This is a genomic window from Microbacterium sp. NPDC089189 (assembly GCF_040685095.1).
Taxonomy (GTDB): Bacteria; Actinomycetota; Actinomycetes; order Actinomycetales; family Microbacteriaceae; genus Microbacterium.
Window position 1 is genome coordinate 1 of the sequence record NZ_JBFBHG010000007.1, and the last position, 19,439, is coordinate 19,439.

Below are 19,439 nucleotides of genomic sequence, written 5' to 3' on the forward strand. Positions count from 1 at the left end.
TTTAAGTATCGGGCTACCAGCGTGATTTACACAATGTTAACGACACTCTTTCCCTCCTCGACGCTCTTCCGATCTCGGGGGACCGGCGCCCGCCCCCACCCGAGTGAGGATGACATGACGACGAATCTCGGCCTCTCCCGCGGAGCGGCGAAGACGCGGGGCATCACGGAGTACCGGCCGTCGCGCCGCGCCAAGCAGGACCACCCGATGTGGTTCCTGATCCCGGCGCTGGTCGTGCTGACGGTGTTCTTCGTCGTGCCGACCCTCTACAACTTCGTGTACGCCTTCACGAACTGGTCCAGCTTCAAGAGCTCGATCGACTTCGTCGGGTGGGACAACTTCGTCGCCCTCTTCTCCAACGGCAGCCTGGTCAACGCGCTCGTCGTGACGCTGATCTACGCCGTGCTGGTCGCGATCTTCCAGAACGTCTTCGGCTTGGGGCTCGCACTCCTGCTCGAACGCGACACCCGCATCAACCGGGCCGTCCGCGTGGCCTTCTTCGTGCCGGTCATCATGTCGGCGCTCGCCGTCGGCTACATCTTCCAGGCCATCCTCAAGCCGGATGGGGCGGTCAACGGCATCATCGGGTTCTTCTTCGGCCGCGACGTCGAGATCGCCTGGCTCGGCAGCACGACCTGGACCATCGTGGTGGTCGCCCTCATCCACGCCTGGAAGTGGATGGGGCTCTCGATGCTCATCTACCTCGCCGGTCTCAAGACCATCAGCGCCGACGTGCTGGAGGCGGCGCGGCTGGACGGTGCCGGCTTCTGGACGACGCTGCGCACGATCCGGTTCCCGCTGCTCGCCCCGGCCGTCACGTTCAACGTCGCAACGGCGCTCCTCGGATCGATGAACGGCTTCGACATCGTTCAGGCGACGACCGCCGGCGGGCCGGGCGGCACGACCGAGCTCCTCAACATCTTCATCTTCCGGACGTTCGGGCAGGGCCTGTTCGCGCAGGCGACGACGATGAGCCTCGTGCTCTTCCTCATGGTCTCCGTGCTGGCCTTCCCCGTCATCCGGTTCCTTCGCAAGCGGGAGGACGTGCTGTGAGCATCACCACGACCATCGCGTCGGGAACGCCCTCGGGCGCCCCCGACGACACGACCACCATCGTCACCGGCAAGCCCCGCCCGCGGCACCGTCCGCGCCGCGGCGTCGCCCGCTTCGTGCAGCCGACCGTCGCGATCATCATGGCGGTACTGCTGCTCGGCATCCCGTTCTGGCTCGTCGTCGTCACGGCGTCCAAGAGCCAGGGCGAGGCGCTCCGCCCCGACATGTCGCTGCCGAGCGACTTCCAGCTGTTCGACAACTTCGCGACCGTCTTCACCGACGGCAAGATGCTCGCCGCCTTCGGCGGCAGCGTGCTGGTCATGGTGCCCTCGGTCCTGGGCGTCCTCATCCTGGGTTCCATGGCGGCCTGGATCCTCGGACGCCGCTCGTCGCGCCTGCTGGCCTTCGTGTACGCGCTCGGCATCAGCGGCATCGTCCTGCCGCCGGCCGTCGTGACCATCGTGCTGCTGCTGCGTCAGCTCGGGCTCGCCGGAACGGCGGTGGGCATGATCGGGGTGTACATGGGCATGTACCTCTCGACCGTCATCTTCTTCGTCACCGGGTTCGTCCGCACCATCCCGCCGGAGCTCGAAGAAGCGGCTCGCGTCGACGGGGCGTCGCCGTTCCGGGTCTACGTGAAGATCATCCTGCCGCTGCTCATGCCGGTGCTCGCGACGGCGACCATCCTCATCTGCCTCTATATCTGGAACGATGTGTTCTACGCATTGTTCGTGATCGGGGGCCGCGTGGACACACTGCCGCTGAACCTCTACCAGGTGGCGAGCTCGGGGCTGTACCTGCAGAACTGGCATCTGATCTTCGCCTACATCATCCTCATGAGCCTGCCGCTGCTCATCACGTTCATCGTGGCGCAGCGCAAGATCATCTCCGGCATCACCAGCGGAGCCGTCAAGTGACCCTCCCTCCCGACGACAGACGCGACGGGACGGGGCGTCATGCCACCATCGCGGATGTCGCGGCGCGCGCCGGGGTGTCGGTGCCGACCGTCTCGCGCGTGCTCACCGGGGCGGCCAAGGTCAGCGACGCCCGGCGCGAGGCCGTCGAGCGGGCCATCGCCGAGCTGCAGTTCCGCCCGAGCGCCGCGGCGCGCGTGCTGGCCTCGCGCAAGCCGCAGGTCATCGCGATCATCGCGGGCGACACCTCGCGGTACGGCTATGCCGAGACGATCCGCGGTGTCGAAGAGGCCGCGCGCGCCAGCGGCTACACCGTCATGATCACGGTCGTCGAGAGCGCCGAGGACGCCGAGATCGACCAGGCGATCTCGGCCACGCTCGGGCAGCCGCTCGCCGGCATCGTCGTGCTGAAGTTCGACCCGCCCGGTGTCGCCGCCCTCCATCGGCTGCCCGCGGGGATGCCGGTGGTCGCGCTCTCCGGGGTGCGCGAGGCAGGGGTGCCGCAGGCCGTGCTCGACGAGACCCGCGCCGCCGAAGAGCTGACGAACCATCTGCTGGAGCTCGGCCACACCACCGTGCACCACGTGCGCGTGCCGCCCTCGCGCAAGGAGGACGGTCGTACGACCGGCTGGCGGCGGGCGCTCCGCAAGGCCGGGCGTGCCATCCCCACCGTCCACGACGCCGGCTGGGATCCGCGGATCGCGGTGGGCGTGGGCCGGGACCTCGCGCGGGATCCCGGCGTCACGGCGGTGTTCTGCGGTAACGACGAGATCGCGATGGGCGTCATGCGCGGACTGACCGATGCCGGTCGCACGGTTCCGGCCGACGTGTCGGTGGTCGGGTTCGACGACCACCCCCTCGCGTCGCTCTGGTCGCCGCCGCTCACCACGGTCGACCAGGACTTCGCCGGCATGGGCCGGCGGGGGATGGGGCTCCTCCTCGCCGAGATCGACGGCACCGCCACCACCCGCTACTCGTCGGAGCGCCCGACGCTCGTCATTCGCGAGAGCGCCGCGGCGCCCGCCTCCGGTGTCGCCGCCGCGGAGGGGCTCGCCTCCGGGGCCTGAGCCCGAGTCGGCGCCTCAGCGCGTGCCCGCGCCTGAGCTGGCGCCTCAGTGCGTCGGTGCGGGGCGGGGGTCCTCGAGCTCGTCGGCGGGCAGGGCCGCATCCGCGATGTTCCGCGGGCGGGGGATGAAGACGGCCAGCACGAGGCAGAGCACGGCCGCGCCCAGGCCCAGCGCGAGCGTGATCATGAAGCCTCCCTCGCTCGGGCCCACGACGCCGCCGACCTCGGTCATCGACTGCGCGAGGACGGCGCCCACCACGGCGGCCGCGACACTCGTGCCGAGCGAGCGCATGAGGGCGTTGAGCCCGTTCGCCGCACCCGTCTCGGTGGCCGGGACGGCGCTCATGATGAGCGCGGGCATGGCCGCGTAGCCGAGGCCGATCCCGACGCCCAGCAGGATGTTGACGATGAGGATCTGCCAGAACTCGGTGTGGAAGACCAGCGCCGCCCCGTAGCTGACGGCGATGACCGCGGCGCCGCCGACGAGCAGCGGCTTGGGGCCGCGCAGACGCTCGAGGCGCCCCGCCACCGGCGACATCGCCATCATCGCGAGTCCCGACGGGGCGAGCACCAGGGCGGCGACCGTGAGCGACAGCCCCAATCCGATCCCGGTCACGGAGGGCAGCTGCAGCAGCTGCGGGAACACGACGTTCGAGGCGAACAGGGCGAAGCCCATCGCGACCGACGCGAGGTTCGTCAGCAGCACCGTGCCCCGGGCGCTGACCCGCAGATCGACCAGCGGTTCGGCGACGCGGAGTTCATACACGCCCCAGGCGAGGAGGATCACGACGCCCGAGATGAGGAACGCCAGGGTGCGGGCGTCTCCCCATCCCCACTGCCCGCCGCGCGAGACGGCGATGAGGACGCCGACGAGTCCGAGGGCGAGGCCGATGATCCCGACGACGTCGAGGCGCCCGGGATTGCGCACCGTGCTGGCCGGCACGATGACCGCGTAGAGCGCGAACGCGAGCAGCGCGATGCCTGCGGCGACCCAGAACAGGACGTGCCAGTCGAGGTTCTCGGCGACCACGGCGCTCAGCGGCAGACCCAGCGCACCTCCCACGCCGAGGGTCGCGCTCACCAGGGCGATCGACGAGCCGAGCTTCCGCGGCGGTAGCACGTCGCGCAGGATCGAGATGCCGAGCGGGATGACGCCGGCGGCCATCCCCTGCAGCACGCGCGCGATGATCATCGGCACGAGGGTCGACGACAGCGCGGCCAGGATCGCGCCCACCGCCTGGAGCAGCAGCAGGGCCATCGCGACGCGGCGTTTGCCGTACATGTCGCCCAGGCGTCCGGCGATGGGGGTGGCGACGGCGGCCGCCACGAGCGTCGCCGTGATCACCCAGGGAGTGTCGTCGCTGGACGCACTCAGCAGGCGCGGCAGCTCGGGCTGGATGGGGATGAGGATGGTCTGCATGAACGACGCTCCCAGGCCCGCGAGGGCCAGGACGGCGACGATCAGGCCAGGAGCGGGCTTCGTGACGGTGGGCACGATTCTCCTTTGCTGAGACTAAGTCTCATGAATCATACGGCGTCGCAGAGATACGATCGTCTGGTGTCCCACGACGTACGAGAGCGGAGCCGCGAGATCCTGCGCGCCGAGCTCGCCGACGCGGCCGCGGACTTCTGCGCCGAGAACGGGTTCGACGAGGTCACGGTCGACGAGATCGCCCACGGCATCGGCGTCTCCCGCGCGACCTTCTTCCGCTACTTCGGGTCCAAGGAGGACGCCATCGTCACCGCGGTGCGCGTCGGTCGGCAGGATCTTCCCGCCGTGGTCCGCGCGTCCACCCCGGCTCCGGGGACGTCGCTCCTCGACCTGATCCGTGGCCTGCTCGAGCCCACGGTCGTGGCCTCCCGCGTCGCACCGGCCCGGTTGCGAGCGCGGCTGCGCATGGTGGGGGTCATCCCCGCCCTCCGCGGCCGCCTGGCCGCCGATCGCGCGGCCCATCGCAACGACCTCGCTCAGGCCATCGCCGATCGGGGCATCGCCGACCGGGCCGTCGCGCTCTCCGTCGCGCTCGTCGCCCTCACGGCGACCGAGCTCGCCTGGACGCTCTGGGCCGAGGACGCCGACGCCGATCTCGGCGACTGCTTCGACCGATCGTTCGAGCTCGTGCAGCGTGCGGGCGGCGTGAGCGCCGCGAGCTGACGCCACCGGCATCCGCCGATCGTCAGGCGCGTGAGCGCTCCTCCGCTGCGCGGCGCGCGCGGGCCCGGCGCCGCAACAGGATGACGACGGCGCCCGCGATGAGCACCAGCAGCATCCCGATATCGATCAGGCTGCCCTCGGCGCCGTAGTCCGCGCCGATCACGGTCGTGTCGGCCGCGGCGGTGGGGGTCACCACGAAGAGCGACGAGGGTGCGGGCTCGCCCGAGACGGCGATGCCGAACAGGCTGTTCTGCGCCCAGTTCCACATGGCGTGATACCCGATGATGCCCCAGAGCCCGCGCTCGCCCAGCACCCACAGCACGGCGAGCACCGAATAGAGCGTCATGTCGATCATCGGCAGCACGGTGAACGAGTCCGCCGGGGTGTGCGCGAGCGTGAAGTACGCGGCCGAGACGACGACGGCCCCGATGACGCCGGTGCGCGGGTACCAGACCTGCACGAGGTAGCCGCGGGCGAGGATCTCCTCGGCTCCCGACTGGGCGGCGAAGGCGACGAGCGCGATGGCGGCGAGTCCCCACGCCGACCAGTGCACGAGCCCGCCGGTCGGCGCCGTCGCGAAGACCAGGTTGCCGGTGGCGACGCCGATCGCCAGGTAGACGCCGAGCTGCGCGAGCGCGATGGCGGCGCCGCGCGCGATGCGCGGTGCCGCGAGCGAGGGCTGGCGGAATCCGAGGCTCGCGAACGGGCGCTGCTCCTTGCCGCGCAGCCAGAGCCACAGCAGCAGCCACGCGATCAGGAACACCGGCGTCACGGCGGCGACGCCGGCCGCTTCGAAGAACGGGGCCGGCAGCAGGTGGCGCCACAGGGCGCCGGCGGGGAACAGGCACGCAGTGATCGCGACCACCACCAGTGTGCCGAGCACGATGCCCGTGGGACGCCGCGACTCGCCCATGCCCTGCGCGAAGGGGAGTGCTGCCATCGGGTTCCTCCGACGTCGGTTCGATACGGCGGATCGCCCACGCGCCTCCGCCGGTCCAGTATGGCCGCTCCCCGCCCCCCGCTCCCCGCTCCCGCTCCCCGCTCGGGTCACTCTCGCTTCCCCCCCCCGAGCCGCCACCCGGCTCGCTCTCGTTTCCCCCGAGCCCCCACTCGGCTCACTCGTCGCGGATGCAGGGTGCCGCGCGTCGATACGCCGCATTTGCGACGAGCGAACCGTGTTTGGTGGCCCCTCCCTCTGCCCCGCGCCTCGCTGCCCCGAGCCTCGTTGCCATGTTCGCTCGCCACAAATGCGGGGTGCCCCGCGCCGGGACCCTGCTTTTGCGACGAGTGAATCGTGCTGCGGCTGGGCCCCGCCGCTCCACGCTGCCCACTCGTCACGAGTGCAGGGTGCCGCGCGCCGAAACCCCGCATTTGCGACGAGTGAACCGAGCTGCGACCCCGCCCCGCCTCATCCCGCCCCGCTACGCCACTCTTCCCGCCCCGCTACGCCACTCTTCCCGCCCCGCTACGCCACTCTTCCCGCCCCGCTACGCCACTCTTCCCGCCCCGCTACGCCACCCTTCCGGCGCCTACTCACATCACCGTCTCCCGCGTTGTCACGTCACCGGGTCGCGCGTCGTCACCCGGTTCGCTCGTCACGAACGTGGGGTGCCGCGCGCGGGGACGCTGCTTTTGCGGCGAGTGAGCCGGGATGCGTCAGCGCATCCGCATCTACTCGTCGCAAAAGCGGGATGCGGGGCGGCGGCACCCTGCTTTTGCGACGAATGGACAGGGAGGGGCGCGGGCGGGCCAGGGCCAGGGCGCAGGGCCACGGCGGGGGCCAGAGGAGGGACACGGCGGGGGCCAGAGCACGAGGCGCGGGGCGCAGAGCAGGGGCGGGGGTGGGCGCGGGGCGCGGGGGTGGGGTGGTGGGAGGGCGGCGGGGTGAGGATGATGGCGGGCATGGCCTTTCCCGCGCAGCACATCTCGCAGTACATCGACCGGTCGCCCGCCGACGTCGCCCGGTTCGCAGGCGACCCCGTCCACCTGCCGCAGTGGGCCGCGGGGCTGAGCGCCGGCATCCGTGAGGACGGCGGGCGATGGGTGACGGACTCCCCGATGGGGACGGTCGAGGTGCGCTTCGTCGGACCCGTCGAGGCCGGCATCCTCGATCACGACGTGCTGCTGCCCGACGGGGCGGTCGTCCACAATCCGCTCCGCGTGCTCCGCAACGACGGCGGCACCGAGGTGGTCTTCACCCTCTACCGCCTGCCCGGGGTCACCGACGACGACCTGGCGCGCGACGCCGCACTCATCCGCGGCGACCTCGCGCGCCTGCGCGACATCCTCGAACGGGATGAACGGGATGAGGCGGAGTGAGGGCACGGGACCCTCGAGACGTGTACTGACAGGGACTCCTTGCGCTCAGGGAGCGCGCCTAGCCTGGAATCCATGCTCACCGTGAAGGCGTACGCCGCCCCCTCCGCCACCGAACCCCTCATCCCCACCACGATCGAGCGCCGCGACGTCGGCCCCGACGACGTGCTCATCGCCATCCGCTACGCCGGCATCTGCCACTCCGACATCCACCTCGTCCGCGGGGACTGGGGGCCGGTGTCGTATCCGCAGGTCGTCGGGCACGAGATCGCGGGCGAGGTGGTCGAGGTGGGCTCCGCCGTGTCCACCTTCGCCGTGGGCGACCGCGTCGGCGTCGGCTGCATGGTGAACTCGTGCCGCGAGTGCGAGAACTGCCTGGCCGGCATGGAGAACTACTGCCTCAAGGGCAACACGCAGACGTACGGATCGGTCGACCGCGACGGCACCGTCACACAGGGCGGATACTCGACGCACGTCGTCGTCGACAAGGACTTCGTGCTGCGGATCCCCGAGGCCATCCCGTACGAGGCGGCGGCACCGCTGCTGTGCGCCGGCATCACGACCTACTCGCCGCTCACCCACTGGAACGCGGGTCCGGGGACCCGGGTCGCCGTCGTGGGGATGGGCGGGCTCGGGCATCTCGCGGTCAAGATCGCCGCCGCGAAGGGGGCCGAGGTCACGGTGCTGTCGCAGTCGCTGTCGAAGCAGGAGGACGGTCTGGCCTTCGGCGCCGAGCACTACTTCGCCACGAGCGACCCGGCGACCTTCGACGAGCTCGCGAACACGTTCGACCTCATCATCAACACGGTCTCGAGCGCGGACCTCGATCTGAACGCGTACCTGAAGCTCCTGCGGCTGGATGGCACGCTGGTCAACGTGGGCGCGCCGCCGCAGCCGCTTCCTGTGTCGGTGTTCACCCTGTTCGGCAACCGCCGCTCGTTCGCCGGGTCGAGCATCGGGTCGATCGCCGAGACGCAGGAGATGCTCGACTTCTGCGCCGAGCACGGTGTCGCGCCGGCGACCGAGCTGATCGGCGCCGACCAGATCAACGACGCGTACGAGCGGGTGCTGCGCTCGGACGTGCGCTACCGCTTCGTGATCGACGTCGCCACACTCTGAGGGGGCAGACGCCGCAGACGCCGCAGACGACGACGCCGGGTGCCCGACAGGGGCTCCCGGCGTCGTTCCGTTCGGGGGGATGGGGGAGGGTCAGACCGGACGCAGCGACGCGACCATCTTGTAGTAGTAGGTGTTCGAGGGAACGCGCCACACCTGCTCGCAGGGCGAGAAGATCACGTATCCCAGGCTGCGCAGCTGGTTCTGCTTCGTGAGGCACGCCCGCTGCTCCGGGAACTCCCACGTGTGACGGGGAGTGGCCGCGGACGCGGACATGGCGGGGACGACGACGAGGGCGATCGCGGCGAGAGCGCTGGCGACGGTGATTCGGAAGCGTTTCATGCCGCCCGACCATAGGGCGGGGCCGAGGTCGGGCACAAGACTCTTGCGGCGGACGACAAATCGTCCGTCCGAAACGACAGCTTGTGCGGGACATCTGAAATTAGACTGACGTTCAGGTTTGCTCGATGCGGAGCCGAATGGCACCGGTCGGCGCGATGTGCGCGCAGGCCCCTCTGCAAAGGAGCACCCGGTATGTCGACAGTCGTGTCGGAACCACCGAGCCGGTCGGGGAAGAATCCTCGTCGTCTCCCTCTCGTGTGGGCGATCGTCGCCTACGTCCTCAGCGCGGCCGTGATCGTCGCGCTCGTGATCGGCAACCTGTTCGCGTTCCGATACGCCGACCTCGTCTCGGTGTACCTCGGACAGGAGACCCAGCGCGTGGTCGCGGGCGACGGTGAGGACGCCGACTACTTCACGAGCGACTTCGACTCCGAGGCCGACCGCCAGGAGTACCTGACGCGCGTCGCCACCGACATCTCGCGCGAGGGCATCACCCTGCTGCAGAACGACGGCGGGCTCCCGCTGGCCGCCGACGCCCGCGTGAGCGTCTTTGGGCAGGATGCGGTCGACCCCGTGTACAGCGGCGGCGGCGCCGGCTCGATCGACACCTCGCAGGCCACGACCCTCGGCGAGTCGTTCGCCGCGGCCGGCCTCGAGGTCAACCCCGTGCTCTGGGACTTCTACGCCGACGGTGCCGGATCGACCTACCGCAAGACCACGCCGGACGTCTACGGCGAGGGATCCTTCGCCGTCAACGAGGTGCCGCGTGCGGTGTACACCGACGACGTCATCGCGAGCTTCGGCGACTACGCCGACGCCGCCGTCGTCGTGATCGGCCGCTCCGGCGGCGAGAGCTCCGACCTGGCGCACACGCCGGGCGCCGACGGATACACCTACCTCCAGCTGAACGCCGACGAACGCGACATGCTCTCGCTCGCCGACGAGAACTTCGACGAGGTCGTCGTCCTGCTCAACACGCAGAACCCGGTCGAGCTCGGTGCCCTCGACGAGTTCGACGTCAGCGCCACCGTCTGGGTCGGCACCTTCGGTCAGACCGGCGCCACCGCGGTGGGCGAGATCCTCACCGGCGCCGTCGCGCCGTCGGGTGCGCTCGTCGACACCTACGCCTACGACTCGCTGTCGGCGCCGAGCATCGCCAACTTCGGCGACTACACGATCACCAACAGCACGGTCGACCGCGGCGACAAGTACGTCGTGTACGCCGAGGGCATCTACGTCGGCTACGCCTACTACGAGACCCGTTACGAGGACGTGGTGCTCGGCACCGAGCCGGCCGACGCGTTCGACTACGCCGCCGAGGTGCAGTACCCCTTCGGGCACGGCGAGACCTACACGGACTTCGCGTGGTCGGACTACACGGTCACCGAGCAGGACGCGGCCTACGAGGTCTCGGTCACCGTCGCGAACACCGGCGAGACCGCCGGCAAGGACATCGTGCAGGTCTACCTGCAGTCGCCCTACACCGACTACGACCGCGAGAACGGCATCGAGAAGCCGGCCGTCGAGCTCGCCGGGTACGCCAAGACCGGCCTGCTCGAGGCGGGCGCCTCCGAGACCGTCACCGTCACGGTGCCGAAGGAGCTCATGAAGGTGTACGACGCCGACGGCTACGGCACCTACATCGTGGATGCCGGCGAGTACCGCCTCGCGGCCGGCGAGGACGCCCATGCGGCACTCAACAACATCCTCACCGCGAAGGGCTACGACACGACCGACGGGATGACCGCCGACGGCGACGCGGCCTTCGTCGAGACGATCACGGTCGACACGCTCGATGCCACGACCTACGCGGTGTCGGCGGCGACCGGGAACCCGATCGAGAACCGGTTCGACGACGTCGACATCCGTCACTACGACCCCGAGTTCACCTACCTGAGCCGCAGCGACTGGTCGGGCACCTGGCCGACCACCTACGCCGACGGCGAGTGGACGGCACCCGAGCAGCTGCTCGCTGATCTCGAGATCTCGTACACCGAGGACCCGGATGCGGAGGCGCCGACGTTCGACACGGTCGACGACCAGTACGGCGAGCTGTCGACCGCGATGCTCGTGGGGCAGGAGTACGACAACGAGCTGTGGGACGCCCTGCTCGGCCAGGCCAGCCTCGAGGAGCTCGAGCAGCTCGTGCGCATCGGTGGCTACGCCACGCGCACGGTCGAGTCGATCCAGCTGCCCGGCACGGTCGACAAGGACGGCCCCGCCGGATTCTCCGCCACCCTCACCGGCGGCGAGAACGGCATGGGCTACCCGCCCGCGATCGTGCTGGCGTCCTCGTGGAACGACGAGCTGGCGCGCGAGATGGGCGATGCGATCGGCGAGGACAGCCTGGCGCTCGGTTACGCCGGCTGGTACGCGCCGTCGATGAACATCCACCGCTCGCCGTACAGCGGTCGCAACTTCGAGTACTTCTCGGAGGACCCGGTGCTGTCGGGGCAGATGTCGGCCGAGGTCGTCGCCGGTGCCCAGGCCAAGGGCACGCTGGTGTTCATCAAGCACTTCGCGCTCAACGACCAGGAGGCGAACCGCGTGGGCGGCGCCGTCTTCGCCGACGAGCAGTCGACGCGCGAGCTGTACCTCGCCCCGTTCGAGACGAGTGTGCGCGAGGCGGATGCGCGAGGTGTCATGGCGAGCATGAACCGCGTCGGCGCCCGCTGGAGCGGCGGCCACGCCGGTCTCATGACCGACACGCTCCGCGACGAGTGGGGCTTCAACGGAGTGGTGGTCACCGACCAGGCCTCGTTCAGCGTCTTCGCCTACGAGGACCTGCGCGAGGGGCTCGAGGCGGGAACCGACCTGTGGCTCAACACCGACGCCGAGCTGTGGGCGTTGTCGGCCGACGAGCTGACGCCGACCGTGCAGCAGAACATCGTCCGGGCGGCGCACAACGTCGCCTACGCGGTGGCGCACAGCAACGCGATGAACGGACTGTCCGCGGGCGCCGAGATCCAGAGCGTGGTCCCGCTGTGGCAGTGGGGTCTGATCGCGGTGGATGTCGTCCTCGGCCTCCTCGTGGCGGGAACGCTCTTCCTGGTCACCCGCCGGCTCATCGTGCAGCGCAGGAGCGTCGTCACCGTGTCGTCGTAGACGCCGGAGAATCATCGGCCGGGCTCGGCACCCGCCGATGCACCGCCGCCACCGGAGCTCCGGTCGCGGCAACGAACGGCCCCGCAGTGTGTGCTGCGGGGCCGTTCGGGTGCATAGCATCGGAGCATGGCAACCCGGGGTCCGTACGCGAAAGGTCGCGCCAAGCGCGAAGAGGTCCTGCGGGCCGCGCTCGATCTCGTGGCGACGCAGGGGTATCGCCGGACCACGGTGAAGGAGATCGCGGATGCCGTGGGCATGAGCCAGACGGCGCTGCTCCACTACTTCGGCTCGAAGGACGCCCTGTTCGCCGCGGTCCTCGAGCGTCGCGACGCGGAGCTGCAGGAGGAGTTCGACACGACGCCTCCCGACACCGACCTCCGGACGGCCGTCCTCGCCGGCATCCGGTCGGATGCCTCGCGACCGGGTTTCATCCACCTCTCCACCCGCGTGGGCGCGGAGGCCGCCGACCCCGACCACCTCGCGCACGAGATCGTGCGCGACCGCCTGCGCGGATCGGTCGACGCGACCGCCCGGGCGGTCGAGGCGGCTCAGCGCGACGGCCAGGTGCGCGCCGATCTGCCCGCCCAGGAGACGGCGACCCTCATCTGGGCGCTCGTCGAAGGTCTCCGCGTGCTGTGGCTGTACGACCGGTCGATCGACATGCCCGCGCTGATGGGGCGCGTGCTCGACGATCTCGCGGCGCCCGGCGCCGGGCGCCCGGAGGCGCCCTAGCGCTCAGGCGCCGGCGGTCACCCGGCGGAGGGCGTCCAGCACGCGGTCGACCGTCATGCCACGGGCGGCGAGGGCTTCATCGGCGGGGGCCGAGAGACCGAACTCGTCGATGCCGACGACCGCGCCGCCGTCGCCGATCAGTTCGTGCCAGCCGAACGAGGACGCCGCTTCCACCGCCACCCGGGCGCGCAGCGCCGCGGGCAGCACGCTCTCGCGGTAGGCGGCGTCCTGTCGCAGGAACCACTCGCGGCTGGGCATCGAGACGACCCGCACGGCGATTCCCTCGGATGCGGCGACGCGCGCCGTCTCGAGCGCCAGCGCGACCTCGCTCCCGGTCGCGATGATCACCGCGCGTGCGTCCTCGGTGTCTGAGACGACGTAGGCGCCGCGGCGGACGCCCTCGCGCAGGACCTCGGCGGGAATGTCGAGCACCGGCACGCCCTGGCGGCCGAGGACGAGCCCCGCGGGTCGCTGCGCCTCGAGCACCGCCTCCCAGGCGGCGACCGTCTCGTTGGCGTCGGCGGGACGCACGACGCTGAAGCCCGGGATCGCCCGCAGGCTCGCCAGGTGCTCGATGGGCTGGTGGGTGGGGCCGTCCTGACCCAGCGCCACCGAGTCGTGCGACCAGACGTAGGTGACGGGGAGCTGCATCAGCGCCGCGAGCCGGATCGACGGACGCTGGTAGTCGCTGAAGACGAGGAAGGTCCCGGCGAAGATCCGCCACCCGCCCGCCAACGCGATGCCGTTCATCGCGGCGGCCATGGCGTGTTCGCGCACGCCCCAGTGGATGTTGCGGCCGGCGTGATCGCCGTGCCCGGTGTGGGCGGGCAGGAACGAGCCGCCGCCGGTGATCGCGGTGCGGTTGGGCTCGGCGAGGTCGGCGGAGCCGCCCCAGAGCCCGGGGACGGCGGCGGCGATGGCCTGGATGGCGGCGCCCGAGGCGTCGCGCGTCGAGACGGACGTGCCGGCCTCGTAGGCGGGCAGCGCCGTGGCCCAGCCCGAGGGCAGGTCGCGGGCGAGGAAGCGGCGATGCGCCTCGGCGCGGTCGGCGTCGGCGCCCTGCCACGTGGCGAAGCGCTCCTCCCAGGCTGTGCGTGCGGCCCGGCCCCGCGTGGTGACGCCGCGGGCGACGGTGAGGACGTCGGGGTCGATGTCGAACGGCGCCGAGTCGACGCCGAGCACCCCGCGCAGCGCCGCCACCTCGGCGGCGCCCAGGGGTGCGCCGTGCGAGCCGGCCGTGCCGACCGCGCCGGGCGAGGGGAAGGCGATCTGCGTCTTGAGGATCACGAGCCGCGGCCGGCCGGCCGGAGCATCGGCGGCGAGAGCGGCGTCGAGCGCCGCCACATCCACGTCGCCGTCGGCGCCGAGCGCGACCCGCTCGACATGCCAACCCTGGGCGCGGAAGCGGGCGGCGGTGTCTTCGGCGCTCGTGAGCGCGGTGCCGCCCTCGATCTGGATGTCGTTGTCGTCGTAGACCACCGTGAGGTTGTCCAGGCCCAGTCGTCCCGCGAGGGCTCCGGCCTCGTACGAGATGCCCTCCTGAAGGTCGCCGTCGGAGGCGAGGACCCATACGCGCCGGTCGAAGACCGAGGTGCCCGGGGCGGCGTCGGGGTCGAAGACGGCGCGCTCGTGGGCGAAGCCCATCGCCATGCCGACGGCGGTGGCCAATCCCTGGCCCAGCGGGCCGGTGGTCGTCTCGACGCCCGCGGTGTGACCGAACTCCGGGTGCCCGGGCGTGCGGGAGTCGAGCGTGCGGAAGGCCTTGAGGTCGTCGAGCGTGACGTCGTACCCGGAGAGGAACAGCTGCGTGTAGAGCAGGATGCTCGCGTGTCCGCACGAGAGGACGAAGCGGTCGCGTCCGGCCCACTCGGGCTGCGACGGGTCGTGGCGGAGGTGCCGCTGGAACAGCAGCGTCGCGACGGGGGCGAGCGCGATCGCCGCTCCGGGGTGCCCCGACTTCGCGCGCTCCACCGCGTCGGCGGCGAGCAGGCGCGCGGTCGTGACGAGGTCGTCGCCGAGGGGCGAACCAGGGGCGACGGGCGTGGTCTCGGATGCGGCAATAGTCATGGGGAATGCTCCAACTCGTTATGACGTCATGATGAATATACGAGACCGATCCGCGGAAATACAGCTCAGCTGTGTGACGGATCTCTCGGTTGCGCCGCTGCGGGGTGTCGTGTAATCATGACGTCATAACCACTCCTCGACGGCCGAGGGCGAGCAAGGAGGCGACAGTGGACGCGAGTAACGGGACGAGCAAGTACCGTGCCGTGCGGGCCAAGCTGCTCGAGCGCGTGACGGCGATGACCGTCGGCGAACGACTGCCGTCCGAGGCGGAACTGTGCCGCGAGTTCGAGGTCAGCCGCATCACCCTGCGTCACGCGGTCGACGGCCTCGTGCAGGACGGGCGCCTGGCACGCGAGCACGGCCGCGGCACCTTCGTCACCGAGCCCCGCTCGGGCGTGCACTATCCCGAGCACTTCACCGACATCGTCACGGGCTTCCACCGCCAGCAGACCGCGATGGGGCGCGACGTCACGACGCGGGTGCTGCGCCAAGAGCTCGTGCCGGCCACCGACGCGATCGCCGCACAGCTCGGCATCGGCGCGGGCGAGGGCGTCGTCGAGCTGATCCGACTGCGGTTCGTGAACGGCCAGCTGCACCAGCACGTCGTCACCTACCTGCCCCACGCGCGCTTCCCCGACGTCTACACCGCCGACCTGTCGGGCGGGTCGCTGTTCGGGTTCCTGCACGACCGGTACGGCGTCGAGTTCGCGCGCAACGACCTCATGGTGCGCGTCGAGGAGGCCAGCCCCGAAGTGGCGCTGAACCTCGCCGTCGAGCCCGGTCTGAGGCTCCTCACCATCGACTCGACCGTCGCCGACACCGCCGACATCCCGATCGCCTTCGGCACGGCGCGCCACGCGCCCGAGAACGGCGAGATCTCGCTCAACCTGCGCTCCGAGCGCCACGCCTGAACGGAGACCCCGTGCTCACCTCGTACCTCACCGCCGACACCGTGCGCTTCGCGAACGACCTCTCCGGATGGCGTGACGCCATCGAGCTGGTGTCGGAGCCGCTGCTGACCGACGGCGCGATCACCCGCTCCTACGTCGACGCGATGCTCGACTCGATCGCCGCCGGCGGCACCTACATCGATCTCGGCTACGGGATCGCGCTCGCCCATGCCCGGCCCGAGAGCGGCGTCGTGCGCACCGGGCTCTCCGCCCTCTGGGTGCGCCCCTCCGTGCTCCTCAACGACGAAGAGGCGCACCCGATCTCGCTCTTCTTCTGCCTCGCCGCCGCCGACGACACGAGTCACCTCGCGACCATGTCGACGCTGGCCGGGCTCCTCACCGACGACGACGCCCGTGAGCGACTGCTCGCGGCCACCACCCCCGCGGCCGCCCTGGCCGTCCTCACCACAGGAGATGACGAATGACGAAGTTCCTCGCCGTGTGCAGCACCGGCCTCGGAAGCAGCTTCATGGTCCACATGAACATCGAGAAGGTCCTCAAGGAGCTCCAGATCACGGGAGTGACCGTGGACCACACCGACCTCGGGTCGGTCGCCAACGGCGACGCCGACGCGATCTTCGTGGGCCGCGACATCGCCGAGGCCGCCGAGGGTCTCGGTGACGTGGTCGTCCTCGACAGCATCATCGACCTCAACGAGCTCCGCACGAAGGTGGGCGAAGCCGCCCGCCGTCACAACGTTCCGTCGGCCGGCTGAGCGGCCCGACACAGTCATAGGGAAGGACGGTATCCACGATGGATGCTGTACTCGATGTCCTGCTGGACATCTTCACCCAGCCGGCGGTCATCGTCGCGCTGATCGCTCTCATCGGCCTCGCCGTGCAGGGCAAGGGCTTCAGCGACGTGCTCAAGGGCACGGTCAAGACGCTCGTCGGATTCCTCGTGCTGGCCGCCGGTGCCGGCGTCGTCGTCGGGGCGCTGAACCCGTTCGGCGACATGTTCCAGCACGCGTTCAACGTGCAGGGCGTGGTGCCCAACAACGAGGCCATCGTCGCGCAGGTGCTGCTCGACTACGGCTCGGCCGCGGCGCTCATCTTCTTCTTCGGCATGATCGTCAACATCGTGCTGGCCGCCACCACGCGGTTCAAGTACATCTACCTCTCCGGTCACGTGGCGTTCTACATCGCCGCGATGTTCGCGGTCATCCTCGCCGTCGCGGGCTTCGAGCCGTGGGCCGTCGTGCTCTGGGGCTCGATCGCGCAGGGCGTCTACATGGTGGTGTCGCCGGCGCTCGTCCAGCCGTTCATGCGCAAGGTCACCGGCACCGACGACGTCGCCCTGGGGCACACCGGCGGCCTGGGCATCGCGTTGAGCGGTGTCGTCGCCCTCGCCACGCGCGGCAAGGGCTCGTCGGCATCCACCGAGAAGATCAACTTCCCCAAGGGGCTCGGATTCCTCCGCGACACGACGGTCATCGTCGCGCTGTCGATGGCGGTGATCTACGTCATCGTCGGTCTGTTCGCCGGTGCGCCGTACATCGAGTCCGAGCTGTCGGGCGGCCAGAACTTCATCGTGTTCCTCGTGCTGCAGGCGGCCACCTTCTCGGCGGGTGTCTTCATCATCCTGGCCGGTGTGCGCGTGGTGCTGGCCGAGATCGTGCCGGCGTTCAAGGGCATCTCGGAGAAGCTCGTCAAGAACGCCAAGCCCGCCCTCGACGTGCCGATCGTCTTCCCGTTCGCCCCGAACGCCGTGCTCATCGGCTTCCTCTCGAGCTTCGTCGGCGGCATCGTCGGCATGCTCGCGATGATCGCCATGGGAACGACCGTCATCATCCCGGGCGTCGTGGCGCACTTCATGACCGGAGCGGCGTCCGGCGTGATCGGCAACGCGGTCGGCGGACGACGCGGCGCCGTGCTGGGAGCGTTCGCGAACGGTATCGCCATCACGTTCCTCCCGCTCCTGCTGCTGCCGGTCCTGGGTGACATCGGGTTCGCGAACTCGACGTTCTCGGATGCGGATTACGGCGTGTTCGGCCTGATCCTCGGCGGCGTCTCGCTGGCCGGTGCGCAGGTGGCCGTGATCGTCACGATCGTGCTGTCGCTCGTGGTGCTCTACGGACTCACCATCGTGCTGCGCTCGCGTGACAAGGCCGCGGCCGCCAAGGCGGCGACCCCCGAGGCACGCGAGGCCGAGGCCAAGGCCGACCTCGCCGTCGAAGAGGGCCGCCGAGCCGACTGACGTCCACCATCCCGCGGGGCCGGTCTTCTCGTCGAGAAGGCCGGCCCCGCGCTGCAGAGGAGCAACGTATGACCGAGATCAGATTCGCCGTCGATGCCGTGCTGTTCGATTGCGACGGCGTGCTCGTCGACTCCCTCGAGACGGCGGCCGTGGCCTGGGATGCGTGGGCGGCGGACTTCGCCCCCGGATACGACTTCCGGCGTCAGGTGAGCCACGGAGTGCGCGCCGCGGATACCGTGGCCGCGCTCGTGCCGCCCGAGCGCCTGGCCGAAGCCGTGACCGCCCTCAACGCCGCGGAGCTCGACAGCGCCGAGGCGACCGACGCCATCCCCGGAGCCGTGGCCCTCACCGCCACGATCCCGCCCGAGCGATGGGCCGTGGTCACCTCTGCGATCGGCGAGCTCGCGCGGCGTCGCCTCGCCGCGGCGGGCCATCGACGGCCGCCGGCCTTCGTCGCGGCGGAGGACGTCGTCCGCGGCAAGCCTCACCCCGACCCCTACCTCCGCGGCGCCGAGGCGCTGGGTGTGGCACCGGGCCGCTGCGTCGTCTTCGAGGACGCCCCGGCCGGTGTGCGGGCCGCGCGGGCCGCGGGCGCGGCGTTCGTTGTCGGCGTCGGCGACCACCTCGAGGGAGAGGTCGTGGACGCCCACGTCGACGACCTGCGGCGCGTGCGGTGGCACGGCGACGAGATCGTCATCGACGTCGGATGACGCGGGGCGGGCGGCGGTCAGCCCGAGGGCGGACCGAGTGCGCGAAGTCGCGGGCGGCGCTCGCGCCACACGGCCAGCGTGGCCGGGATGTCGGCGAGCCCGAGCGGTTCGCCGTTCGCCGCGGCGTCGGATGCCAGGGTGTAGCCGTCGGGCAGGTCATCGACCCACTGGCCCGAACGCGGGCCACCCTCGAGCACATACATCCGGCGATCGTAACGCCCGCACGGAATCTGCCCCGAAGGGGTTGCGCGTCGACGACTTCTTCCCCTCGCGTCCCTGGTCGCCTCGCAGCCAGCCTCCACTTGCGCGCGAAGGAAAGAGCCGACAGACTTCTTGCTAGACAAGCTAGTAATAAACCGACGACATCGGGGGGTCTTTGTGGGAGCACTGTTCTACGGCGATGGCGGAACTCCCATCTCGCTGCCGGATCGTCTTCTGGCCCACGTCAAGGTCGTCACGGCGACCAAGCTCCGTCGCAACGAGAGCTTCACTCTGTCCTGGCGGCACGGCGACGAACAGCCCGGGCGCACCACGATCTGGCTGCAGCCGGCCATCCCGCTGCGCTTCGTCTTCGAGTCCGCGGAGTCCGAGACCCTCGACCCGGAGCTCCTGACGGAACTCGCCCACGCCGCGAGCTCGTCGGGTGGCATGGCGCTCACTCTCGAGCACGTGCGCCGCGCGGACGTGGTGGCCGCCTGAGCGTCGCCCATGGCCCGA

The 19,439-nt window shown here is 70.5% G+C and carries 19 protein-coding genes; 14 read left to right on the plus strand and 5 right to left on the minus strand.

Features of this window, described 5'->3' with window-relative positions; translation table 11 throughout:
* The first annotated feature begins 114 nt into the window (after positions 1-114).
* Genes AB0N73_RS05485 through AB0N73_RS05495 form a run of 3 tightly spaced genes read left to right on the plus strand, consistent with a single transcriptional unit; the run spans position 115 to position 3,034 of the window.
* Positions 115-1,053, plus strand: a complete 939-nt coding sequence (locus AB0N73_RS05485) for a sugar ABC transporter permease (RefSeq protein WP_363561192.1) — start codon at positions 115-117, stop codon at positions 1,051-1,053.
* On the plus strand, positions 1,050-1,970 hold the full coding sequence (locus AB0N73_RS05490) for a carbohydrate ABC transporter permease (protein ID WP_363561194.1): 921 nt from the start codon (positions 1,050-1,052) through the stop codon (positions 1,968-1,970). Before AB0N73_RS05485 ends, AB0N73_RS05490 begins: the two co-directional genes overlap by 4 nt.
* Positions 1,967-3,034, plus strand: a complete 1,068-nt coding sequence (locus AB0N73_RS05495; RefSeq protein ID WP_363561195.1) for a LacI family DNA-binding transcriptional regulator — start codon at positions 1,967-1,969, stop codon at positions 3,032-3,034. Before AB0N73_RS05490 ends, AB0N73_RS05495 begins: the two co-directional genes overlap by 4 nt.
* A gap of 45 nt (positions 3,035-3,079) precedes the next feature.
* Here AB0N73_RS05495 and AB0N73_RS05500 read toward each other — a convergent pair whose 3' ends face one another.
* On the minus strand, positions 3,080-4,453 hold the full coding sequence (locus tag AB0N73_RS05500; RefSeq protein ID WP_363561431.1) for an MFS transporter: 1,374 nt from the start codon (positions 4,451-4,453) through the stop codon (positions 3,080-3,082).
* 138 nt (positions 4,454-4,591) lie between these two features.
* Between AB0N73_RS05500 and AB0N73_RS05505 the strand changes: the two genes are divergently transcribed.
* Positions 4,592-5,188 carry a TetR family transcriptional regulator gene (locus AB0N73_RS05505; protein ID WP_363561197.1) on the plus strand — a complete coding sequence of 199 codons (597 nt, stop codon included), beginning with the start codon at positions 4,592-4,594 and terminating at the stop codon, positions 5,186-5,188.
* A 22-nt stretch (positions 5,189-5,210) separates the two neighbouring features.
* On the opposite strand, the gene AB0N73_RS05510 is transcribed toward AB0N73_RS05505, so the two are convergent.
* Entirely contained in the window at positions 5,211-6,128 is a 918-nt protein-coding gene (locus AB0N73_RS05510) for a type II CAAX endopeptidase family protein (protein WP_363561199.1), read from the minus strand.
* A 962-nt stretch (positions 6,129-7,090) separates the two neighbouring features.
* Here AB0N73_RS05510 and AB0N73_RS05515 point away from each other — a divergent pair.
* Together AB0N73_RS05515 and AB0N73_RS05520 are read left to right on the plus strand one after the other, a co-directional pair.
* Positions 7,091-7,507, plus strand: a complete 417-nt coding sequence (locus tag AB0N73_RS05515; protein ID WP_363561201.1) for an SRPBCC family protein — start codon at positions 7,091-7,093, stop codon at positions 7,505-7,507.
* Between the two features lie 72 nt (positions 7,508-7,579).
* Positions 7,580-8,623: an NAD(P)-dependent alcohol dehydrogenase gene (locus tag AB0N73_RS05520; protein WP_363561203.1), complete on the plus strand. Its 1,044-nt coding sequence runs from the start codon at positions 7,580-7,582 to the stop codon at positions 8,621-8,623.
* 90 nt (positions 8,624-8,713) lie between these two features.
* Here AB0N73_RS05520 and AB0N73_RS05525 read toward each other — a convergent pair whose 3' ends face one another.
* Positions 8,714-8,962: a hypothetical protein gene (locus AB0N73_RS05525; protein ID WP_363561205.1), complete on the minus strand. Its 249-nt coding sequence runs from the start codon at positions 8,960-8,962 to the stop codon at positions 8,714-8,716.
* A 255-nt stretch (positions 8,963-9,217) separates the two neighbouring features.
* On the opposite strand from AB0N73_RS05525, the gene AB0N73_RS05530 reads away from it, so the two are divergent.
* Both AB0N73_RS05530 and AB0N73_RS05535 read left to right on the plus strand, forming a co-directional pair.
* Positions 9,218-12,067, plus strand: a complete 2,850-nt coding sequence (locus tag AB0N73_RS05530) for a glycoside hydrolase family 3 N-terminal domain-containing protein (RefSeq protein WP_363561207.1) — start codon at positions 9,218-9,220, stop codon at positions 12,065-12,067.
* A gap of 126 nt (positions 12,068-12,193) precedes the next feature.
* Positions 12,194-12,799 (plus strand): TetR/AcrR family transcriptional regulator, encoded by a 606-nt coding sequence (locus tag AB0N73_RS05535; RefSeq protein WP_363561209.1) that lies wholly within the window; start codon positions 12,194-12,196, stop codon positions 12,797-12,799.
* Positions 12,800-12,802: 3 nt separating this feature from the next.
* Here the strand turns inward: AB0N73_RS05535 and tkt are convergent, their stop codons facing one another.
* Entirely contained in the window at positions 12,803-14,866 is a 2,064-nt protein-coding gene (tkt, locus tag AB0N73_RS05540; protein ID WP_363561211.1) for a transketolase, read from the minus strand.
* Positions 14,867-15,033: 167 nt separating this feature from the next.
* On the opposite strand from tkt, the gene AB0N73_RS05545 reads away from it, so the two are divergent.
* From AB0N73_RS05545 to AB0N73_RS05565, 5 genes are all read left to right on the plus strand, one after another.
* Entirely contained in the window at positions 15,034-15,777 is a 744-nt protein-coding gene (locus AB0N73_RS05545; RefSeq protein ID WP_363561213.1) for a GntR family transcriptional regulator, read from the plus strand.
* An 11-nt stretch (positions 15,778-15,788) separates the two neighbouring features.
* On the plus strand, positions 15,789-16,241 hold the full coding sequence (locus AB0N73_RS05550) for a PTS sugar transporter subunit IIA (protein WP_363561215.1): 453 nt from the start codon (positions 15,789-15,791) through the stop codon (positions 16,239-16,241).
* Positions 16,238-16,531: a PTS sugar transporter subunit IIB gene (locus AB0N73_RS05555; protein WP_363561217.1), complete on the plus strand. Its 294-nt coding sequence runs from the start codon at positions 16,238-16,240 to the stop codon at positions 16,529-16,531. The genes AB0N73_RS05550 and AB0N73_RS05555 overlap by 4 nt, the downstream gene beginning before the upstream one ends.
* Positions 16,532-16,569: 38 nt before the next feature.
* Positions 16,570-18,012, plus strand: coding sequence for a PTS ascorbate transporter subunit IIC (locus tag AB0N73_RS05560; RefSeq protein WP_363561219.1), 1,443 nt, complete (start codon positions 16,570-16,572; stop codon positions 18,010-18,012).
* 68 nt (positions 18,013-18,080) lie between these two features.
* Complete coding sequence (locus AB0N73_RS05565) at positions 18,081-18,722, plus strand: HAD-IA family hydrolase (protein ID WP_363561221.1); 642 nt, start codon at positions 18,081-18,083, stop codon at positions 18,720-18,722.
* 17 nt (positions 18,723-18,739) lie between these two features.
* Here AB0N73_RS05565 and AB0N73_RS05570 read toward each other — a convergent pair whose 3' ends face one another.
* The gene (locus tag AB0N73_RS05570) at positions 18,740-18,925 is read right to left on the minus strand and encodes a hypothetical protein (RefSeq protein ID WP_363561222.1); all 186 of its coding nucleotides are present in this window, start codon (positions 18,923-18,925) and stop codon (positions 18,740-18,742) included.
* A 175-nt stretch (positions 18,926-19,100) separates the two neighbouring features.
* Here AB0N73_RS05570 and AB0N73_RS05575 point away from each other — a divergent pair, with 175 nt between their 5' ends.
* Positions 19,101-19,421 carry a hypothetical protein gene (locus AB0N73_RS05575; protein WP_363561224.1) on the plus strand — a complete coding sequence of 107 codons (321 nt, stop codon included), beginning with the start codon at positions 19,101-19,103 and terminating at the stop codon, positions 19,419-19,421.
* The last annotated feature ends 18 nt before the right edge of the window (positions 19,422-19,439 follow it).